Annotated in this window: 14 protein-coding genes; 7 read left to right on the top strand and 7 right to left on the bottom strand. The window is 70.2% G+C overall.

Going from position 1 to position 16,619, the window contains the following annotated elements:
* Positions 1–442 precede the first annotated feature (442 nt).
* Both ACTOQ3_RS40270 and ACTOQ3_RS40275 read left to right on the top strand, forming a co-directional pair.
* Positions 443–1,552, top strand: coding sequence for an AI-2E family transporter (locus tag ACTOQ3_RS40270; protein ID WP_440089085.1), 1,110 nt, complete (start codon positions 443–445; stop codon positions 1,550–1,552).
* Positions 1,553–1,556: 4 nt separating this feature from the next.
* Positions 1,557–2,315: a DUF6597 domain-containing transcriptional factor gene (locus ACTOQ3_RS40275; protein ID WP_440089087.1), complete on the top strand. Its 759-nt coding sequence runs from the start codon at positions 1,557–1,559 to the stop codon at positions 2,313–2,315.
* A gap of 15 nt (positions 2,316–2,330) precedes the next feature.
* On the opposite strand, the gene ACTOQ3_RS40280 is transcribed toward ACTOQ3_RS40275, so the two are convergent.
* The 5 genes from ACTOQ3_RS40280 to ACTOQ3_RS40300 all read right to left on the bottom strand — a co-directional run bounded on the left by ACTOQ3_RS40280 (position 2,331) and on the right by ACTOQ3_RS40300 (position 10,681).
* Positions 2,331–3,182: a PhzF family phenazine biosynthesis protein gene (locus tag ACTOQ3_RS40280; protein ID WP_440089089.1), complete on the bottom strand. Its 852-nt coding sequence runs from the start codon at positions 3,180–3,182 to the stop codon at positions 2,331–2,333.
* 169 nt (positions 3,183–3,351) lie between these two features.
* Positions 3,352–4,740, bottom strand: a complete 1,389-nt coding sequence (locus ACTOQ3_RS40285) for a hypothetical protein (protein WP_440089090.1) — start codon at positions 4,738–4,740, stop codon at positions 3,352–3,354.
* A gap of 206 nt (positions 4,741–4,946) precedes the next feature.
* Positions 4,947–6,977, bottom strand: coding sequence for a carbohydrate binding domain-containing protein (locus ACTOQ3_RS40290; protein ID WP_440089091.1), 2,031 nt, complete (start codon positions 6,975–6,977; stop codon positions 4,947–4,949).
* Positions 6,978–7,093: 116 nt separating this feature from the next.
* Positions 7,094–8,653: a cellulose binding domain-containing protein gene (locus tag ACTOQ3_RS40295; RefSeq protein ID WP_440089092.1), complete on the bottom strand. Its 1,560-nt coding sequence runs from the start codon at positions 8,651–8,653 to the stop codon at positions 7,094–7,096.
* 186 nt (positions 8,654–8,839) lie between these two features.
* Positions 8,840–10,681: a cellulose binding domain-containing protein gene (locus ACTOQ3_RS40300; protein ID WP_440089094.1), complete on the bottom strand. Its 1,842-nt coding sequence runs from the start codon at positions 10,679–10,681 to the stop codon at positions 8,840–8,842.
* Positions 10,682–11,623: 942 nt separating this feature from the next.
* Here ACTOQ3_RS40300 and leuE point away from each other — a divergent pair.
* A complete protein-coding gene (gene leuE / locus ACTOQ3_RS40305) occupies positions 11,624–12,286 on the top strand; it encodes a leucine efflux protein LeuE (RefSeq protein WP_440089096.1) in 663 nt (220 codons plus the stop codon).
* Positions 12,287–12,388: 102 nt separating this feature from the next.
* Here leuE and ACTOQ3_RS40310 read toward each other — a convergent pair whose 3' ends face one another.
* A complete protein-coding gene (locus ACTOQ3_RS40310; RefSeq protein WP_440089097.1) occupies positions 12,389–12,736 on the bottom strand; it encodes a luciferase domain-containing protein in 348 nt (115 codons plus the stop codon).
* 293 nt (positions 12,737–13,029) lie between these two features.
* Between ACTOQ3_RS40310 and ACTOQ3_RS40315 the strand changes: the two genes are divergently transcribed.
* The 3 genes from ACTOQ3_RS40315 to ACTOQ3_RS40325 all read left to right on the top strand — a co-directional run bounded on the left by ACTOQ3_RS40315 (position 13,030) and on the right by ACTOQ3_RS40325 (position 15,124).
* A complete protein-coding gene (locus ACTOQ3_RS40315) occupies positions 13,030–13,689 on the top strand; it encodes a VC0807 family protein (RefSeq protein ID WP_440089099.1) in 660 nt (219 codons plus the stop codon).
* 132 nt (positions 13,690–13,821) lie between these two features.
* On the top strand, positions 13,822–14,295 hold the full coding sequence (locus ACTOQ3_RS40320) for a TspO/MBR family protein (RefSeq protein WP_440089101.1): 474 nt from the start codon (positions 13,822–13,824) through the stop codon (positions 14,293–14,295).
* A 208-nt stretch (positions 14,296–14,503) separates the two neighbouring features.
* On the top strand, positions 14,504–15,124 hold the full coding sequence (locus ACTOQ3_RS40325) for a DedA family protein (RefSeq protein ID WP_440089102.1): 621 nt from the start codon (positions 14,504–14,506) through the stop codon (positions 15,122–15,124).
* A gap of 51 nt (positions 15,125–15,175) precedes the next feature.
* On the opposite strand, the gene ACTOQ3_RS40330 is transcribed toward ACTOQ3_RS40325, so the two are convergent.
* The gene (locus ACTOQ3_RS40330) at positions 15,176–15,577 is read right to left on the bottom strand and encodes a lipocalin-like domain-containing protein (RefSeq protein WP_440089103.1); all 402 of its coding nucleotides are present in this window, start codon (positions 15,575–15,577) and stop codon (positions 15,176–15,178) included.
* A gap of 210 nt (positions 15,578–15,787) precedes the next feature.
* Between ACTOQ3_RS40330 and ACTOQ3_RS40335 the strand changes: the two genes are divergently transcribed.
* Positions 15,788–16,618 (top strand): DMT family transporter, encoded by an 831-nt coding sequence (locus ACTOQ3_RS40335; RefSeq protein WP_440089104.1) that lies wholly within the window; start codon positions 15,788–15,790, stop codon positions 16,616–16,618.
* Position 16,619: the final 1 nt, after the last annotated feature.

Genomic DNA, 16,619 nt, shown 5'->3' on the forward strand with positions numbered 1-16,619 from the left:
GCTTCATGCACTGGCTTTTAACACACTGTTGAGTTCTCAAGAAACGGACGCGTACACCATCACCCTGACCCGACCAAGTGGTCCGGCAGAACTCCGGGGCGTTCCATTTCGTGTCACTATCTTATCAGGAGTGTCGGTTTCGTGTCAAACTGTCGGATTTCCGACGCTCGACTCGAACCCGTCGAACCCGCTAGGATTGCGACTGCCCCGTTTCCAGGGCAACCCCTCTAACTTACTCCAACATCCGGTCGTTGTCCAACCGGACTTCGGCGTGACGCATGCGCCCCGACGAAGGAGGTGATCAGAAGGAGGGTCCCGAGGCTCTGGCGATCTCCGCCGACCCCCTCGGGCCTGTGAACTCTATGTACGCCGCCGAGCTCCGTCAAATCGAAGAGCGCGCCCTGCCATGACGTGTTTCCCACCCGCTGGGTAGAGATCCGTCATGACGGACCAAAGAGTGTTGCCCAGGGCGCTCGTCGTGCTCCTCTGCGCCGCGGGCGCCGTGGTCACCCTGGCGGGGATCAGGGAGATCGGGTCGATCATCGGGCCGGTGTTGCTGGCCCTGGTTCTGGTCCTGGCGGTATCCCCGGTAAGAACATGGCTTCGCGAACGTGGGGCTCCCGGGTGGACGCTGGTGGCGATCCCCCTCGCGATCGTGCTGCTGGTGCTCCTGGGCATGGTGGCGATCCTGACCGTGGCGGTCGCGCAGATGGCGGCCCTCGCACCCACCTACGACGCGCAGTTCAACCAGCTCGTCGCGGAGGCGCAACAGCAGGCGGCCAGGCTCGGCATCGGCACCCAGCAGATGAACGAGGCGATCAACTCCTTCGACCCCGGCAAGATCTTCGCGCTCGCGCAGGGATTCGTCTCAGGACTGCTGGGCGTGTTCTCCGGCCTGGTCCTCGTCATCGTCCTGCTCCTGGCCATGTGCCTGGACGCTCAGGCCTTCTCCAGGATCCTCGCCATGGGAACGGCGCGCAGGCCCCTGCTCATCGAGGCGCTCAGCAACTTCGGTCACAAGACCCGCCGTTATCTCCTGGTCTCGACGGGGTTCGGGCTGATCTGCTCCGCACTGGACGTGGCCGCGCTCTGGATCCTCGGTGTGCCGCTCCCCCTCCTCTGGGGAGTACTGGCACTGATCACGAACTACATCCCCAACGTCGGGTTCATCCTGGGACTGATCCCGCCCGCCCTGCTCGGTCTTCTGGAGGGCGGGCCGAAAACCATGATCTTCGTGATCGCCGCCTACATATTGATCAACTTCGTGGTGCAGTCGCTGATCCAGCCGAAGTTCCTCGGTGACGCCGTCGGCCTCTCCACCACCGTGACCTTCCTCTCGCTCATCCTGTGGACGTTCCTGCTCGGCCCTCTGGGCGCGCTGCTGGCCATCCCGCTCAGCCTGCTGACCCGGGCGCTGCTGATCGACAGCGATCCCGACGGTGACTGGGCCGCCGCTCTCGTCTCCGGGGACGTGCCCGACGACGGGCGACCCGGCGTGGGGAAGAAGCCGGGCGGGGGGCAGGAGAAGGTTCCTCCTTCGCCCGTACCCTGAGGTCATGTATCGCGAGTGGGCGCCGGACTCCCGCCTCGCCGGGCGGGTGGCCTGCGTGTGGAGCAACGAGGCGACCTTCGTCATGACGCAGCTGGTCGTGCCCGACGGCTGCGTGGATCTGATCTGGGGACCGGAAGGTGCGCTTGTCGCGGGACCCGACACGGGCCCGAAATCCGTCCGGATGACGCCGGGTAACCACTACACGGGGATCCGGTTCAGGCCCGGCGCGGTGGGCGAGCTGTTCGGCGTGCCGCTCGACAGGCTGCGCGACCTGCGGGTGCCGCTGTCCGACCTGGGGCCGTTCGCGGAGCTGTCCGAGCTGGAACCGCTCACCGCGCAGGCCGAGCCGGAGCCGTCCAGCGGGCCGGCCGGGGTCCGGCGGCCGGAGCCGTTCTCCGACGTCGTACAGCGGGCGCTGGCCGTACGGCTGCGCGCGGCGCCCGGCCCCGACCCGGCCGCGCCCGCGATCGCCGAGGCACTGCGGGCGGGCCGGAGCGTCAGGGAGGTGGCCTGGGACCTGGGGTTCGGCGAGCGACAGCTCCTGCGCCGGTCCCTGCGGTCCTTCGGGTACGGCCCGAAGGTGCTGCAGCGGGTGGTCAGGTTCCAGCGGGCACTGCGGCTGGCCAGGCGCGGCGTCACGGCGGCCGAGGTCGCCGCGGTCAGCGGGTACGCCGACCAGGCGCACATGGCGAACGAGGTACGGCGGCTGGCGGGGGTGCCCCTGAGCCGGTTGCTCGACCAGCCCGGCGACGGGACCACCTGACCGGACCGGTGCGGGTCAGGCGGTCTCCAGCGCGACCGCTCCGCCGCTCACCCGGCTCCGGCCGTCCGGGGAGGCGATCGAGACCTTCAGCGTGCTGGGCCGCCCCATGTCCACCCCCTGGATGACCGTGAACTCCGAGGAACCGTTCCCGAGAACACGCAGGTAACCGCCGAAGGCCGCGGCGGCGGCCCCGGTGGCGGGGTCTTCCACGACGCCCCCGACCGGGAACGGGTTGCGGGCGTGGAACCGCTCGTCGCTCTCCCGCCAGAACAGGTTCACCGTCGTCCAGCCTTCGCGGGTCATCAGCGCCTTCAGCCGCTCGTAGTCGTAGTCGAGGCCGGCCAGGCGTTCGCGCGAGGAGGCCGCGACCACGAGATGCTCCACGCCGCCGAAGGCGACGTGCGGAGGGAAGGCCGGGTCGAGATCGTCGTGGGACCAGCCGAGGGCGGCGAGGGCCTCCTCCAGCGCGTCCTCCGCGACGGGCCGTGAGTGCGTGGGGACGCTGGTGAGCGTGGCCCGGAGCGCGTCGTCGGCGATCTCGGTGTCGACGACGATCTCGCCCGCGTTGGTGTCGAACGTCAGGCGCCCGGTCCCGAGACGTTCGGCCAGCACCACCGAGGTGGCGATCGTGGCGTGCCCGCAGAACGCCACCTCCGCCGAGGGGGCGAAGTATCGGACCCGGAAGGCGCGTCGCTCGTCGTCGCGTGCGGTCACGAACGCCGTCTCGGAGTATCCGACCTCGGCGGCGACGGCCAGCATCTCCGCGTCGGAGAGCCCGGCCGCGTCGAGGACGATCCCGGCGGGGTTTCCCCCCTCGGGGTCGTGGGTGAAAGCGGTGTAACGCAGGATTTCCACGGTACTCGTCACGGAACCGGAATTTACCAGCCTTCCGGGCCGCCCCGCCGCCCCGTCACGCGGCGGTGACGGGGCGGGCGTGCTCGGGAGCGGGCGACCCGGACGGACCACGGGGCCGAGGGCCGGGCGGGAAGGACCGGCGCCGTTCAGGCGGGCGTCGGGATCCGGGCGCCGCGAGACGTCAGGCGGACGCCGGGACGGGTGCCGAGGGGGGTGGCCCCTCGGGGGAGGCGACGGGCGCGCGGGGGACGCGGCGCCCCCACGGCATGGCGAGCGCCAGGATCGGCAGCAGCACGATGGAGGACTGCGACCAGACGATGTGGAGACTTCGCCAGGTAGCGGAGTCGAACTGCGTCATGTAGAGGTAGCCGTAGCCCGCCCACAGGGAGACGCCGATGATCGCCGGCCACGCGAAGCGGGTGGGACGGGCGATCAGGAACGGCATGAACCACAGGAGATACTGCGCGCCGAGCCTGGGGGTGACGACCATGAAGGCGAGCAGCAGCGCCGTGGTGAGGTCGATCGGGTCGGCGCGGCGCCACACGAAGGCCACCGCCAGCATGGTGACGTAGATCAGGCGGGTGCCGAACGTGGCGAACCCCTGGTGCAGGTCGTTGATGCCGTGCATGCCGACGGCGGTCCAGCCCCACTGTCCGACGATCGGGCGGACGTCCTGGATCACCCGGATGACCTCGGGGATCTGGCTCAGCGAGGTGCCGGCGAAGATCGGCAGGGTGACCAGGAAGAAGACCGGTGCGATGCCCGTGGCCACGAACGCCACGGCGCGGGCGCGGAAGGTGGGCAGCAGCAGGAGCATGCCGGGAATGAGCCAGATCGGCCAGCTCTTGGCGCACAGCGCCAGTCCCATCAGCAGTCCCGCGAGCAGGGCGCGGCGCAGGGACTGCCGGTCGCCCTGGCGCGGGGTGAGCGCCCCGCGGAACATCCCCTCGGGGCCGAAGGCGTGCCGTACGGCGCCGGCGAGGCCGTGCAGCGCGACGCTCTGCCGTACCAGCGAGAGCGGGTCGGTGGTCATGCCCGGCCGGTGGGGATCGCCGGGACCTCGGGCCACGACGAAGGCGGCGACGCCGAAGACCAGGGCGACCGGCTCGACCTGGCCGTGGACGGAGGCGACGAGGATGGCGAGCGGGTTGCAGGCGTACTGGAAGGCGCGCAGCGACGCCTTGGGCCCACCGGCGAGCTTGCCGACCAGCGGGATCAGCACGATGTCGGCGACCACGGTGACCAGGCGGCCGCCGATCTCCCAGGGGATGCCCAGCCAGAGCAGGAGGCCGTAGACGTAGGGGATGGTCGGCAGGAAGTGCCAGCCTCCCGAGCTGCCCAGAACGGGGTCCTCGCGGTTCAGGACCGCCTCGCCGGCGGGCTTGAAGCTGTTGATGAAGTCGACCGGTTGCCAGGTGTCCACCGCCGAGGTGGCCATGATGAGCACCCGGAAGGCGATTCCGACCCCCAGCACGACCAGCAGCGAGGGCCTCCAGCCCTTCCACTGCGCGACCAGGGCGAGCACGACACCGAGAACGAGGACGAACCCCGTGAGAATTGCGTAGTCCATGACGGCCCCTAGCCTGCCGGACCTGGCGACCAACCAGCCACCCGGATCTCCAAACCGAGACCACTCTGCCAGTTTTCCCGGCCTCCGGAATCCGGGCCGTCACGGCGGGCGACCGCTTCGGGACGCCGGACACCCGCGGCCGTGAGGAGGCGCGGAGGGTGGAACCTCGCCGCCGGAAGTCCGTCTCCCCCGGCGGCGAGGGGCTTTCAGCCCAGGCCGTCGAGATAGGCCCGGTGGCTGCGGGAGAACTCGAAGGCGTTGTACCTGTCCCAGTTGATCGACCAGGTCATCAGGCCGCGGAGGTTCGGGTAGACCCCTCTCGGCCGGTACGACCCGCAGCCGGTCCCCTTGGCCAGGCAGTCGAAGGCCTTCTGGACCTCGGCGACCGTGGTGAAACCGTTACCCGCGAACGGGGCGGCGGGCAGGCCGATGGCGACCTGGTCCTGGCGCAGGGCGGGGAAGACGTTGTTCGGGTTGCCCGCGACGGGGAAGCCGGCGAGCAGCATGTCGGTCATGGCGACGTGGAAGTCGTGGCCGCCCATGGTGTGGTACTGGTTGTCCAGCCCCATGATCGGTCCGGAGTTGTAGTCCTGGACGTGCAGCAGGGTCAGGTCGTCGCGCATCGCGTGGATGACGGGGAGATACGAGGCGGCCCGCCGGTCGGCGGAGCCGTTGGGGCCCGGGCCGTAGAACTGGTAGCTCAGCTGGACGAAGAACGTCTCGGGGGCCATGGTCAGCACGAACCTGGCGCCGTACCTGGCCTTGAGGGTCCTGAGCGCGGAGATCAGGTTGACGATGACCGGGGTGGTGGGGGCGGACAGGTTGGTGTCGCCGTTGTCGAGATAGAGGGAATGGCCCTCGAAGTCGATGTCCAGCCCGTCGAGGCCGTACTTGTCGATGATGGCGCCCACCGACTGGACGAACGTGTCGCGCGCGGCCGTGGTGCTCAGCTGGACCTGGCCGTTCTGGCCGCCGATCGAGATCAGCACCTTCTTGCCGAGTGCCTGCTTGGCCCGGATCCCGGCGATGAACTCGGCCTCGGACTCGACGTTGGGGCACTCGGCGACCGGGCACCGGGTGAAGCGGATGTCCCCGGAGGTCACCGAGGTGGGCTCTCCGAAGGACAGGTTGATGACGTTCCACTCGTTGGGCACGTCCGCCATCCGGATGTAGCCGGAGCCGTTGGCGAAGGAGGCGTGCAGGTAGCCGACCAGCACCCGCTTGGGCAGGTTGCCGGGGGGCGTGCCGGTGACGGTCGCGGAGACCGCGCCGGACCTCGCCGACTCACCGGCGGAGTTGGAGGCGCTCACCTGGTAGCCGTGCGTCCCCGCGCCCGGGGTGTCGGTGTAGGAGGTCGCGGTGGGGGTGCCGACCCTCGTCCCGTTGCGGTAGACGTTGTAGGAGGTCGCGCCCGAGGAGGCGTTCCACCTCAGCGAGACGCTCGTGCCGCTGACGGTGGCGGCCAGCCCCGACGGTACGGACGGGGGCGGTGGCTGATCGTTGCCGACCGTCACGGAGACCGCGCCGGACCTCGCCGACTCGCCCGAGGCGTTCGTCGCGCTCACCTGGTACGAGTGGGTGCCGGTACCGGGGGTCTCGGAGAAGGTGGTCCCGGTGGCGGTGCCGACCCTGGTGCCGTCGCGGTAGACGTTGTAGCCGGTCGCGCCCGAGGAGGCGGTCCAGCTCAGCGAGGCGGTGGTGGCGTTGCCGGTGCCGGTGAGCCCGGTGGGCGCCGCGGGGGGCTGCCCCTGCCCCGGCGCTCCGTCGAGGACGACGTCGTCGGCCTGGTAGACGCCCTGGCCGTACCAGCCGTTGACGTGGATCGTCACCGAGGTGGTCGAGGCGCCGGTGGTGAACGAGGTCGACAGCTGGGCGTAGGACGACGGCGAGGACGTCCACGTGCTGGGGTCGGTCCCGCCGGTTCCGGTCGCGCCGAGGAAGACGTAGCCGCCCCTGACCCAGGCAGACAGGGTGTAGGCCGAGGACGGCCTGACACTGACCGTCTGCTGACAGCGGGCGGTGTCGTTCCCCGCCGGTGTCGCCTGCAGGGCCCCGGTCCCGCCGTGTACGGGTGAGGAGACGGTCGTGGCGCCCGAGGAGGCGGAGCAGGTCCACCCGCTCAGCCCGTTCTCGAAGCCCGGGTTCGTCGCGATGTTGGCCGCGTGGGCCGGTGTCGCGGCCAGCATCGTCCCGCTGAGCGCCAGTACGGCGGCCACGGCGAGTTTCCTGAGGTACATCCGATTTACCCCGCAAAGATCTTTAGGAGGGTGTCGTGGGATACGGCCCGCACCCCGGGCGGGGTGCGGGCCGTACGGGTCGTGCCGGCCGTACGGGTCGTGCGGGTCGTGCCGGTTCAGAAGCCGGCGGTGACGCGGGTGAAGTCCCAGTCGTTCTGGGCGATCCCGCTGCAGGTGGAGGTCACGCCGCCGCCCGGGCAGGGACGGTCGCGGTTGACCGCCCAGTAGGCGAAGCGGGTCAGGCCCTTGGACCTGGCCCAGTCGCGGATCTGGGTCCAGGCCGCCACGGTGGTCAGCTCCTGCTGGTCGGACAGGCCGTTCATGCCGGAGATGCCCATCCGGGCGTACGCCTGCGCGTCGGTCCAGCCGTTGGCGGCCTTGAGCGCGTTCTTCAGGCCCTCGGCGGAGCTGACGGTGGCGTTGTAGATGTTGGAGGCGCCGAAGTTGAACGGCATGATCGTGTAGTTGTCGATCGGGACGTTGAGCGCCCTGGCCTGGTTGATCAGGCGGACACCGGTCGAGCTCGGGCCGTTGATCCCGGTGCCGAAGGTGACGGCGATCTTGACGTTCGGGTTGTTCTGCTTGACGATCTTCAGGCCGTTGAGGATGCGGTCCTGGACGGTGTAGTTCTCGAACTCGTCGGTGTTCTCGATGTCGAAGTCGACGACCGCGGGGCCGACGGCGTTGATGACCTGCTGCACGGCTCCGGCGAAGGCGGCCGGGGTGGAGCAGTTCGGGCCGAGCTTGTTGCCCGACCAGCCGCCGAAGGAGATCTGCACGCTGCCGCCCGCGGCCTTGATCTGGTTGATCGCGGCCTGGTCGGTGCCGCCGGTCAGTGGCCGGTTGCCGTCCCAGGCGGGGTTGCAGCCGCCGCTGGACAGGATGAACGCCATGGTGAAGGACTTCACGCCGGTGGCGCTCATCACGGTGGCGGGGTTGGGCGGGCTGCCCCAGCCCATGTAGAGATACGGGGCTCCGGGCATCTTGCCGGGCGGCTGCGGGTCGGTGCAGCCGGTGGTGGTGGCGCTCACCGCGCCGCCGGCCGCCGACTCGCCCTGGGCGTTGTAGGCCTTGACCGTGTAGGTGTGCGAGGTACACGTGCCCAGCGAGCCGATCGTGGCGCTGGTGCCGGTGACCTGGGCCCGCTGCGTGCTGCCTTCGTAGACGCGGTAGCCGGTGACGGTGCCGCTGGAGGCACCCCACGACAGCGAGATCGAGGAGTTGGTCGTCCCGGTGACCGACGGCGTACCGGGCGCGCCCGGGGTGCCGGGGACGCCACCGCCGCCGCACGCCGCGCCGTTGAGGGTGCAGTTGGACGGGGTCACGCCGCCCGGACTGCCGTTGAAACCGAAACTCGCGGTCGCACCGGGCGCCAAAGTGCCGTTCCAGCCGACGTTGGTGAAGGTGAAACGCTGCCCGCTACGACTCAACGACGCGTCCCAGAAGGACCCGATGTTCGCCCCCGAGGGCAGATCGAAGGCGACCGACCAGCCGTTGACGGTCGTCGTACCACCATTGGTGATCGTGTACTTGCCCTCGAAACCGGTACCCCAGTCGGAGACCTTGGTGAAGACGGCGGTGGGGGGCGCCGCGAACGCGGGGGTCGCGACCAGTGACAGGCCGATTGACATGCCGAGCGCGGCCAGGACCGCGGTCAGCGTTCGTCGAAATCTCATGGCTCTTCCTCGGTTGGGGGGTGCGAGGTGTTGGGGGTGCGAGGTGCCGGGGGTCGAAAGAGGCGAGGTGTTCGAGGTACGGGATCCGGGGCCCGCCCGGCCCGGTCGTGGGTCGCGCGGTGCCGGGCAGGTCCGGAGATCGGGAGGTCGGGGGTCCGGGGGCGGAAGGTGAGGAGGTTCCGGGTGCTAGGGCAGGGTCGCCAGGTGCGGCTTGACGGTCCTGGAGAAGTTCCAGTTGTTGCTGGCGTCCCAGTTGATGGACCAGGTCATCGCGCCACGGATGCCGGGGTAGGTGCGCGGCGGCACGAAGCTTCCGCAGCCGGTCCTGGTGGCCAGGCAGGTCAGGGCCTGGTTCACCAGGGCGGGGGCGACGATCCCGCCGCCCGCCGCGCCGGGTCCGGCGGGCAGGCCGAGCGCCACCTGGTCGGGGCGGAGGCCGTTCTCCAGCTGGATGCAGGCCAGCGCGGTCATGAAGTTGACCGAGCCCTGCGAGTAGGCGGCCATCTGGTCGCAGCCGAGCATGGAGCCGGAGTTGTAGAACTGGGTGTGGACGACGGTGAGGATGTCCTTGATGGCCAGCGCCAGCTTGAAGTACTCGCCGCCGGTGGACTGCATGTCGATGGTCTGCGGCGCCATCGTGATGATCAGGTTCGCGCCCGCCTTGGCCCGCAGCGATCGGAGCGCCTGGCCCATGTAGGTGGAGTTGAGCCCGTTCTCCAGGTCGATGTCGACGCCGTCGAAGCCGTAGCTCTGCATCAGGGCGTAGACGGTGTCGGCGAACTTGGTCGCGGCGGCGGCGCTGGCCACCTGCACGCGGCCCGCCTCGCCGCCGACCGAGAGGATGACCTTCTTGCCGCGGGAGTGGAGGGTCTGCACGTCGGCCCTGAACTGGGCGTCGGTGTAGCCGCCGAGGGAGGCGGACAGGCCCGGGTCGACGCCGAAGACGACCTCACCGGGGGTGGCGGTGGCCTCGCCGAAGGAGACCGCGACCAGGTCGTACTCGTTGGGCACCGCCGACAGCCGCAGCTCGACGGCCGGGTTGTCGAAGTTGTGCCAGTAGCCGGTGAGGAAGTGCTTGGGCAGCGGGCCGCCGCCGGTGCAGCCGTTCGTGGTCGCGCTCGCCGGGTCGCTCCTCTGGCCCTCGCCCGCCGAGTTGTACGCCGCCACCGTGTAGGTGTGCGCCTCGCACACGCCCAGCCCCGACACCGTCGCGCTCGTGCCGGTCACGGTCGCCCTCACCGTGGACCCCTCGTACACCCGGTAACCCGTCACCGTCCCCGAGGACGCGCCCCACGACAACGCGACGCTGTTCGCACCGCCGGTCGCCGACAGCGCGCCCGGCTTGCCGGGGGCGCTGCTGTTGCAGCCGGTGGTGGTGGCGCTCACCGCGCCGCCGGCCGCCGACTCGCCCTGGGCGTTGTAGGCCTTGACCGTGTAGGTGTGCGAGGTACACGTGCCCAGCGAGCCGATCGTGGCGCTGGTGCCGGTGACCTGGGCCCGCTGCGTGCTGCCTTCGTAGACGCGGTAGCCGGTGACGGTGCCGCTGGAGGCACCCCACGACAGCGAGATCGAGGAGTTGGTCGTCCCGGTGACCGACGGCGTACCGGGCGCGCCCGGGGTGCCGGGGACGCCACCGCCGCCGCACGCCGCGCCGTTGAGGGTGCAGTTGGACGGGGTCACGCCGCCCGGACTGCCGTTGAAACCGAAACTCGCGGTCGCACCGGGCGCCAAAGTGCCGTTCCAGCCGACGTTGGTGAAGGTGAAACGCTGCCCGCTACGACTCAACGACGCGTCCCAGAAGGACCCGATGTTCGCCCCCGAGGGCAGATCGAAGGCGACCGACCAGCCGTTGACGGTCGTCGTACCACCATTGGTGATCGTGTACTTGCCCTCGAAACCGGTACCCCAGTCCGAGGTCTTGGTGAAGACGGCGGTCGCCGAGGCGGCCTGGGCCGGGAGCGCGACCGTCATCGCCAGGACGAGGGCCGCCAGGGCGACGAGAGAACGAGCGATGGCACGTAATTTCACGTTGACCTCATGCATTCCGTGGGGGTGACCGTACGACCCGCGCCACGCGGGGGGTGCGCGGGCGCGAACGTGGACGCGGGCCGTACGGCGGGGTGGGCACGGCTCCGACCGGGGGGGCGTTCCGTTGATCGGCGCGGGACGCCGAAGACCGCCGGGTTCGGCGAGTCGTCACCGGGTCGCCGGCGCCTGGGCCGCCGTCACACGCTCCGGACACCGCCGACCGGCGTGCGGTGCCGATGGGATCCGGTGCCGGCGCTTCGAGGACGGGCCGCGATGGCGGGGAAGGACGTGTCGCCGGAGACGGGGGTGGCGGGGCTGGGCAGGCCGCGGTGAGGGCTTGCAGCCGCAGTCAGGACAAGTAAGGAAAAGGTGCGCCGCATGATCGCTCCCATGGACGTGGAACCTGGGGGTGAGGCGTCCGGACGGTCGGACCTTCAGCAGTGACGGCTGCCGTCGTCGAGTTCTCGCAGCTGGACATCGGTCAGAGGGGAGGCACGGGCCACGGGCACCCCCGGTCGGCATTTCTTTTAGGAAAGTTTCCTAAGAGTTGTCGCGATCGTAGCCTTGACAGACCCTTGCCACAAGGCCCAAAAAAGTCAGTCTCCGATGCCGCGCCCAGGTGCGTTCCGGCGCCCGCCCCGGGCGCGCGGAGGAACGGTACGGCGACCCCTCACCCGCCGCCCTCCCCCGCTCTCCATTCCCGTCCGTCACTCCCGCCCGCCACTCCCGTCCGGACCGGGAGTGCCCCCCAAAGGCACGATTCGTCGCGCCCGAATGGCATGATCCGCCACATCCGGGCTACGCGATCCGCGGCGTCCGGGCGACATGGTGCGCGGCGTCTGAGGTACACGGCGCATGGCGTCCGGAAAACCCGGAAAGGGAGATAAGCACCTTTAGGCGATACGGTAATGACGCATCCGTAACGCCCCCTGGAGTATCGACGTGTTCTTCGGCATCACCGACATCTGGACCTACGTGGTCGGCGCCTTCTTCATCATCCTGTTGCCCGGCCCGAACTCGCTGTACGTGCTCAGCACCGCCGCCCAGCGTGGGGTGCGGCAGGGGTACCGGGGGGCGATGGGGGTCTTCGTCGGCGACACCGTCCTGATGGTGCTGGCGGCGGCGGGGGCCGCCTCCCTGCTGAAGTCGACGCCGCTCCTGTTCAACGTCGTCAAGTACGCCGGTGCGGCCTACCTCGCGTGGATCGGGTTCCAGATGCTCCGGTCGGCCTGGCGCTCGTGGCGTTCGCCCGACGCCGGGAGCGCGACCGCGGAGGCGGCCCCCGGCCGGGAGCGGGTCACGGAGAACCCCTTCCGCAAGGCCCTGATCGTCAGCCTGATGAACCCGAAGGCGATCCTGTTCTTCGTCTTGTTCTTCATCCAGTTCGTGGACCCCGCCTACGGCACCCCCGCGGTGTCCTTCCTGATCCTGGGCGCGATCTGCCAGCTGTTCAGCGTGCTCTACCTGTCGGCGCTGATCTTCGGCGGGACGTTCCTGGCCGGACGGTTCCGGGCCCGCCGCGGGCTGTCGGCCGGGCTGCGGACGGGCGTGGGCGCGCTGTTCATCGGCTTCGGGGCGAGGCTGGCCACCGCGACCCTCGGCTGACGCCGCCCACCACCGCCGCCGCCCGTTCACCGCAACTTCGGACCGGCGCCGGCCACCGCGAACCCCGGATGACACGCCTGCCGCCGCCCTCGGCCGACGCCGTTACCGCGGGCCCTGGTTGACCTTGATCGCGACGCTGACGAGCGAGAGGAACAGCTCGGCGTCGGCCCGGCCCTCGATGGACATGGCCACCCATCCGGCGTCGGCGCCCGGGGTGATCCGATGGCAGTCGGTGAGCACCCGCGCCCACTTGTCGATCATGGGTTTGGTGAGGAGCAGCTCCGCGGTGTGATCGCCGGACATCCTGACGATCTCCCTGCCGCCGGCCCGGAATCCCAGCCCTTTCCGGGTGCGTTTCAGCGCCAGGTCCGGCCAGCGGACGAGCTGGGCGGCCACATTCTCGACACCCTCGGTGGAACGGCGGGACGCGTGCGTGCGCAGCACTGCCATGTCTCTCATGGTCGCGGACCGGACCCGATCAGGAAAGCTCCCGTTTCTCAACCGTTACCGGCATAGTGATCCTTTTTGTGAATCGTAATGATCCGCACCTGTCTCATCCGTTATTGCAGTGTTATTGAGTTGTTTTCACGAGAGCACTGCACGGCGTCAGGTACGGTGAGTGGCCGGTGAACAGCCGGAAGCAACCCTCTCCGCAACCCCTCGCGACGGCCTGACATGCTCGTGTCATGCCGGGGTAGGCGTGAACGCCCATCGCCTGCCACCGCACCAGCCCGTGGAGCGTCATGAGCCACCAGCCCATCGTCCTCCCCCGCCTCACCGCCCTCGCCAGGCAGGCGGCACCGAAGCTGCTGGAGGGCGTCGTCGCCCCCCTCGCCGTCTTCTACGCCGCGCTCGCCCTCCTCGGCCTGAAGGGCGCGCTGATCGCGGCGGTCACCTGGGTGTACGCGGGGGTGGGGTGGCGGCTGATCCGACGGATTCCCGTGCCGGGCACGATGATCCTCGCCGTCATCGCGATCACCGTACGGGCGCTGCTGGGGTTCTGGACCGGGAGCGCGGTGATCTACTTCCTCCAGCCGGAGCTCGGGACGATCTGCATCAGCATGGTCTTCCTCGCCTCGGTGCGGTTCAACCGCCCGCTGGTGCAGAAGCTGACCCTCGACTACATCCACCTGCCCTCGGCGGTGCTGAAACACGAGCGGGTCCGCCGGTTCTTCGCGCGTATCACCCTGCTGTGGGCCTTCGTGCTGCTGGCCAACTCCGCGGTGAGCATCTGGCTCCTGCTGCACGAGTCGATCGGCACCTACCTGCTGGTCCGCACCACGGCCGTGGCCGCGATCAGCGGCCTGGCGGTGGCCTTCTCCCTGTACGCCTTCCGCCGGATGCTGCGCCGCCTGCACTACGACCCCGTCGCCACCCGGGCCATCGCCGCCCCGCCCGCCTGAGCCCCCCGCGCCCTGAACCCTACGCCGGGAAACCCCGGAGCTCCCGTACCGGGCCCGGCGAGGATACGGCGCCCCCGTACGAGGGAAACCGCGGCGCGGTAGATCCGCGAAGAGGGGGGCAGGGAGGTTTCCATGGTCATCGCGCAACAACCGAAACGCTGGGCCGGGCTGCCTGTCTTCGCCGTCGCGCTCGTGCTGGTCGCGGTGGTGGGATCGCTGTCGGCCGTCGACGCCGGCGGCGAGTACCTGTCGCTGGAGCGGCCGCCCTGGGCACCGCCGCAGTGGCTGTTCGGCCCGGCCTGGACGGTCCTGTACGTCATGATCACCCTGTCCGGCTGGCTCGCCTGGTCGGCGCGCGGCCTGACACCGGCGCTCGGCGTCTACGCGGTCCAGCTGGTCCTCAACGCCGCCTGGACACCGCTGTTCTTCGGCGCCGGCCAGTACGGCCTGGCGTTCGCGGAGATCGTCGTCCTCTGGCTCGCGATCGTGCTCAACATCGTCATGTTCCGGCGGATCAGCCGCCCGGCCGCCTGGCTGCTGGTGCCCTACCTGCTCTGGGTGACGTACGCGGCCTCGCTGAATCTCGCCATCTGGCAGCTCAACTGAGCCGTGTCTCCCCCTCCAGGAGGGGGTGGCTCAGGCCGTTCGAGCGATGTGACCGGCTCCCCCCGGTTTCCGGAGTCGGCGGGACGGACCCCCGGTGATCTCAGGGATGTGATCCGAGAACACCGGGGTTCCTCCCGGATGCCCTGAGGATCACCGGGCCGTCAGCGTGCTGCGTGAGACATTCGCAACCCCCCGGCTGGAGCCCGACGTGACACAGGCCATCCTCGACGTCCTGCACGATGTGATGACATCTCCATGGATCTACCTGGCGCTGTTCGCGCTGGCGATGCTCGACGGTTTCTTCCCCGTGGTCCCGGCGGAGACGTCCGTCATCACGGCCGGGGTGTTCGCCGCGGCCACCGGCGCGCCCGACCTGCTCCTGGTGATCGTGGTGGCCGCGCTGGGCGCGTTCGCGGGCGACCACATCTCGTACGCCATCGGGCGTACCACCAACGACCGGCTGCGCAACGGCAGGCGCAGCCGCAAGGCGTTCGCCTGGGCGGAGCGGGCGCTGGCCGAGCGGGGCGGGCTGGTCCTCGTGGTGGCCCGCTACATTCCCGGCGGCCGGACCGCCTGCACCCTGACCATGGGCGCGGTCGCCTATCCCCGGCGCTCGTTCGCCCTCTTCGACGCCCTCGCCGCGGTGACCTGGGCGGTCTACTCGGGAATGATCGGCTACGTGGGCGGCGCGGCCTTCGAGCACGACCCGATCAAGGGCCTGCTGCTCGGTCTCGGCATCGCCCTGGCGGTCACCGTCGTGGTCGAGGTCGTCCGCCACCTCCGCCGCCGTTCCGCGCCGGAGGCGGAACTGGTCACCTCCGGCGACTGATGAAGGAGACCGTTCCCGAGGAGGTCCGCACCCCGGCACGGGGCACGACGTTCACGACCGCCTCCAGATCAGGGTGTGCCACCGGCCGCCCTCACCGGCCGCCAGGACCAGCCGGTCACCGTCGGCGTTCAGCTCGCGGATCTGGACGGTGCCCGCGAAGGCCGGGTTGAGCGCCACCTCGACGTCATGGGCGACGTGGCCGTCGCGGACCTCGTAGCGGCCCGCGTAGGCGAAGAACGACGTGAACGCCTCGGCCAGCGCCTCCGGGGGCGCCTGCCGCGGGCCGACGCCGGGCAGCGGGGCGCGCCCGGCCCGCGCGATCGTCGCGCTCATGTGGCCGTCGGGGGTGTAGCAGAGCAGGCCCACCGCGTCCGTGCCGAAGGGGTGCGAGACCCGCCCGTCGGCACCGGCGATCCGCCACTCGACCAGGCGCCAGGCGCCCACGAGATCCATGCCCGAGAAACTACGATAAGAGAAGCCAGCAGGTCAACAGCCCCGACGCGAATCTCGGGGAATTCCCTGCGAAGTCAGGGTGAACCCCTATGGCTCCGGCACCTTCCCGCACGGGACGCTTCGACTGTTCACCCCGAACCCCTCAACGGACGCCTCCCCGAGGCGATCCGGTCATCTCGCCATGTCTTCATCTGCTTGGAAGGAGTGTGCATGACCGTGCTGGCGGCCGGCCTGGCGTTGCTGGGATCCCTGTTCTTCGCACTCGGTGCCGCTCTGCAGCAGTTCGAGGCGGCGAGCACGTCCCGCGCCGGTCTCGGGTACCTGGCCAGGCGCCCCCGGTGGCTGCTCGGCGGCCTGGCCATCGCGGGCGGCACGGCCCTGCACGTCGTCGCCCTGAAATACGGCCCGCTCACCCTGGTGCAGCCGATGGGCGTGGCCAGCCTCCTGTTCGCCCTGCCGTGTGCCGCGGCCCTGCAACGCCGCAGGCCGCGGCCCGGTGAGCTGGCCTCGGCGGCGGTGATCGCCATCGGGCTGATCGGCCTGGTGCTGGTCGTGCCCGAGCACGGCGGGAACCCCCACCTCAGCACCGGGGAGGCGGTGGTCCTGCTCGCGGGGGCGGCCACCGCCGCCCTGGTGCTGTGGACCCTCGCCAGGCGGGTCTCCCCCGCCGCACGGGCCTGCCTGCTCGCCACGGGCGCGGGCGTGCTGTACGGCGCGACCGCCACGCTCACCCGCGTCCTGGTCGACGGCGACTGGGAGCCGTGGTTCCTGTTCGCCGTCCCGATGCCCGCCGTGATCGCGCTGGCGCTGCTCCAGCGCGCCTACGCCGTCGGCCACTTCGGCGTGGCGTTCGCCGCCCTGCAGGTGGCCGACCCTCTCACCGCCGTCGCCTTCGGTGCCCTCCTGCTCGGCGAGCCCCTGCCGACCGGCGCGGCGAGCACGCTCACCGCGCTGGCGGCGGCCGCGCTCACCGCCGCCGGAACCGTCGCGCTGGCCCGTACCACCCCGATGTCCCCCTCACCTGATGTGACAGCACGATGAA

This window comes from Streptosporangium sp. LJ11, assembly GCF_051918945.1.
Lineage (GTDB): Bacteria > Actinomycetota > Actinomycetes > Streptosporangiales > Streptosporangiaceae > Streptosporangium.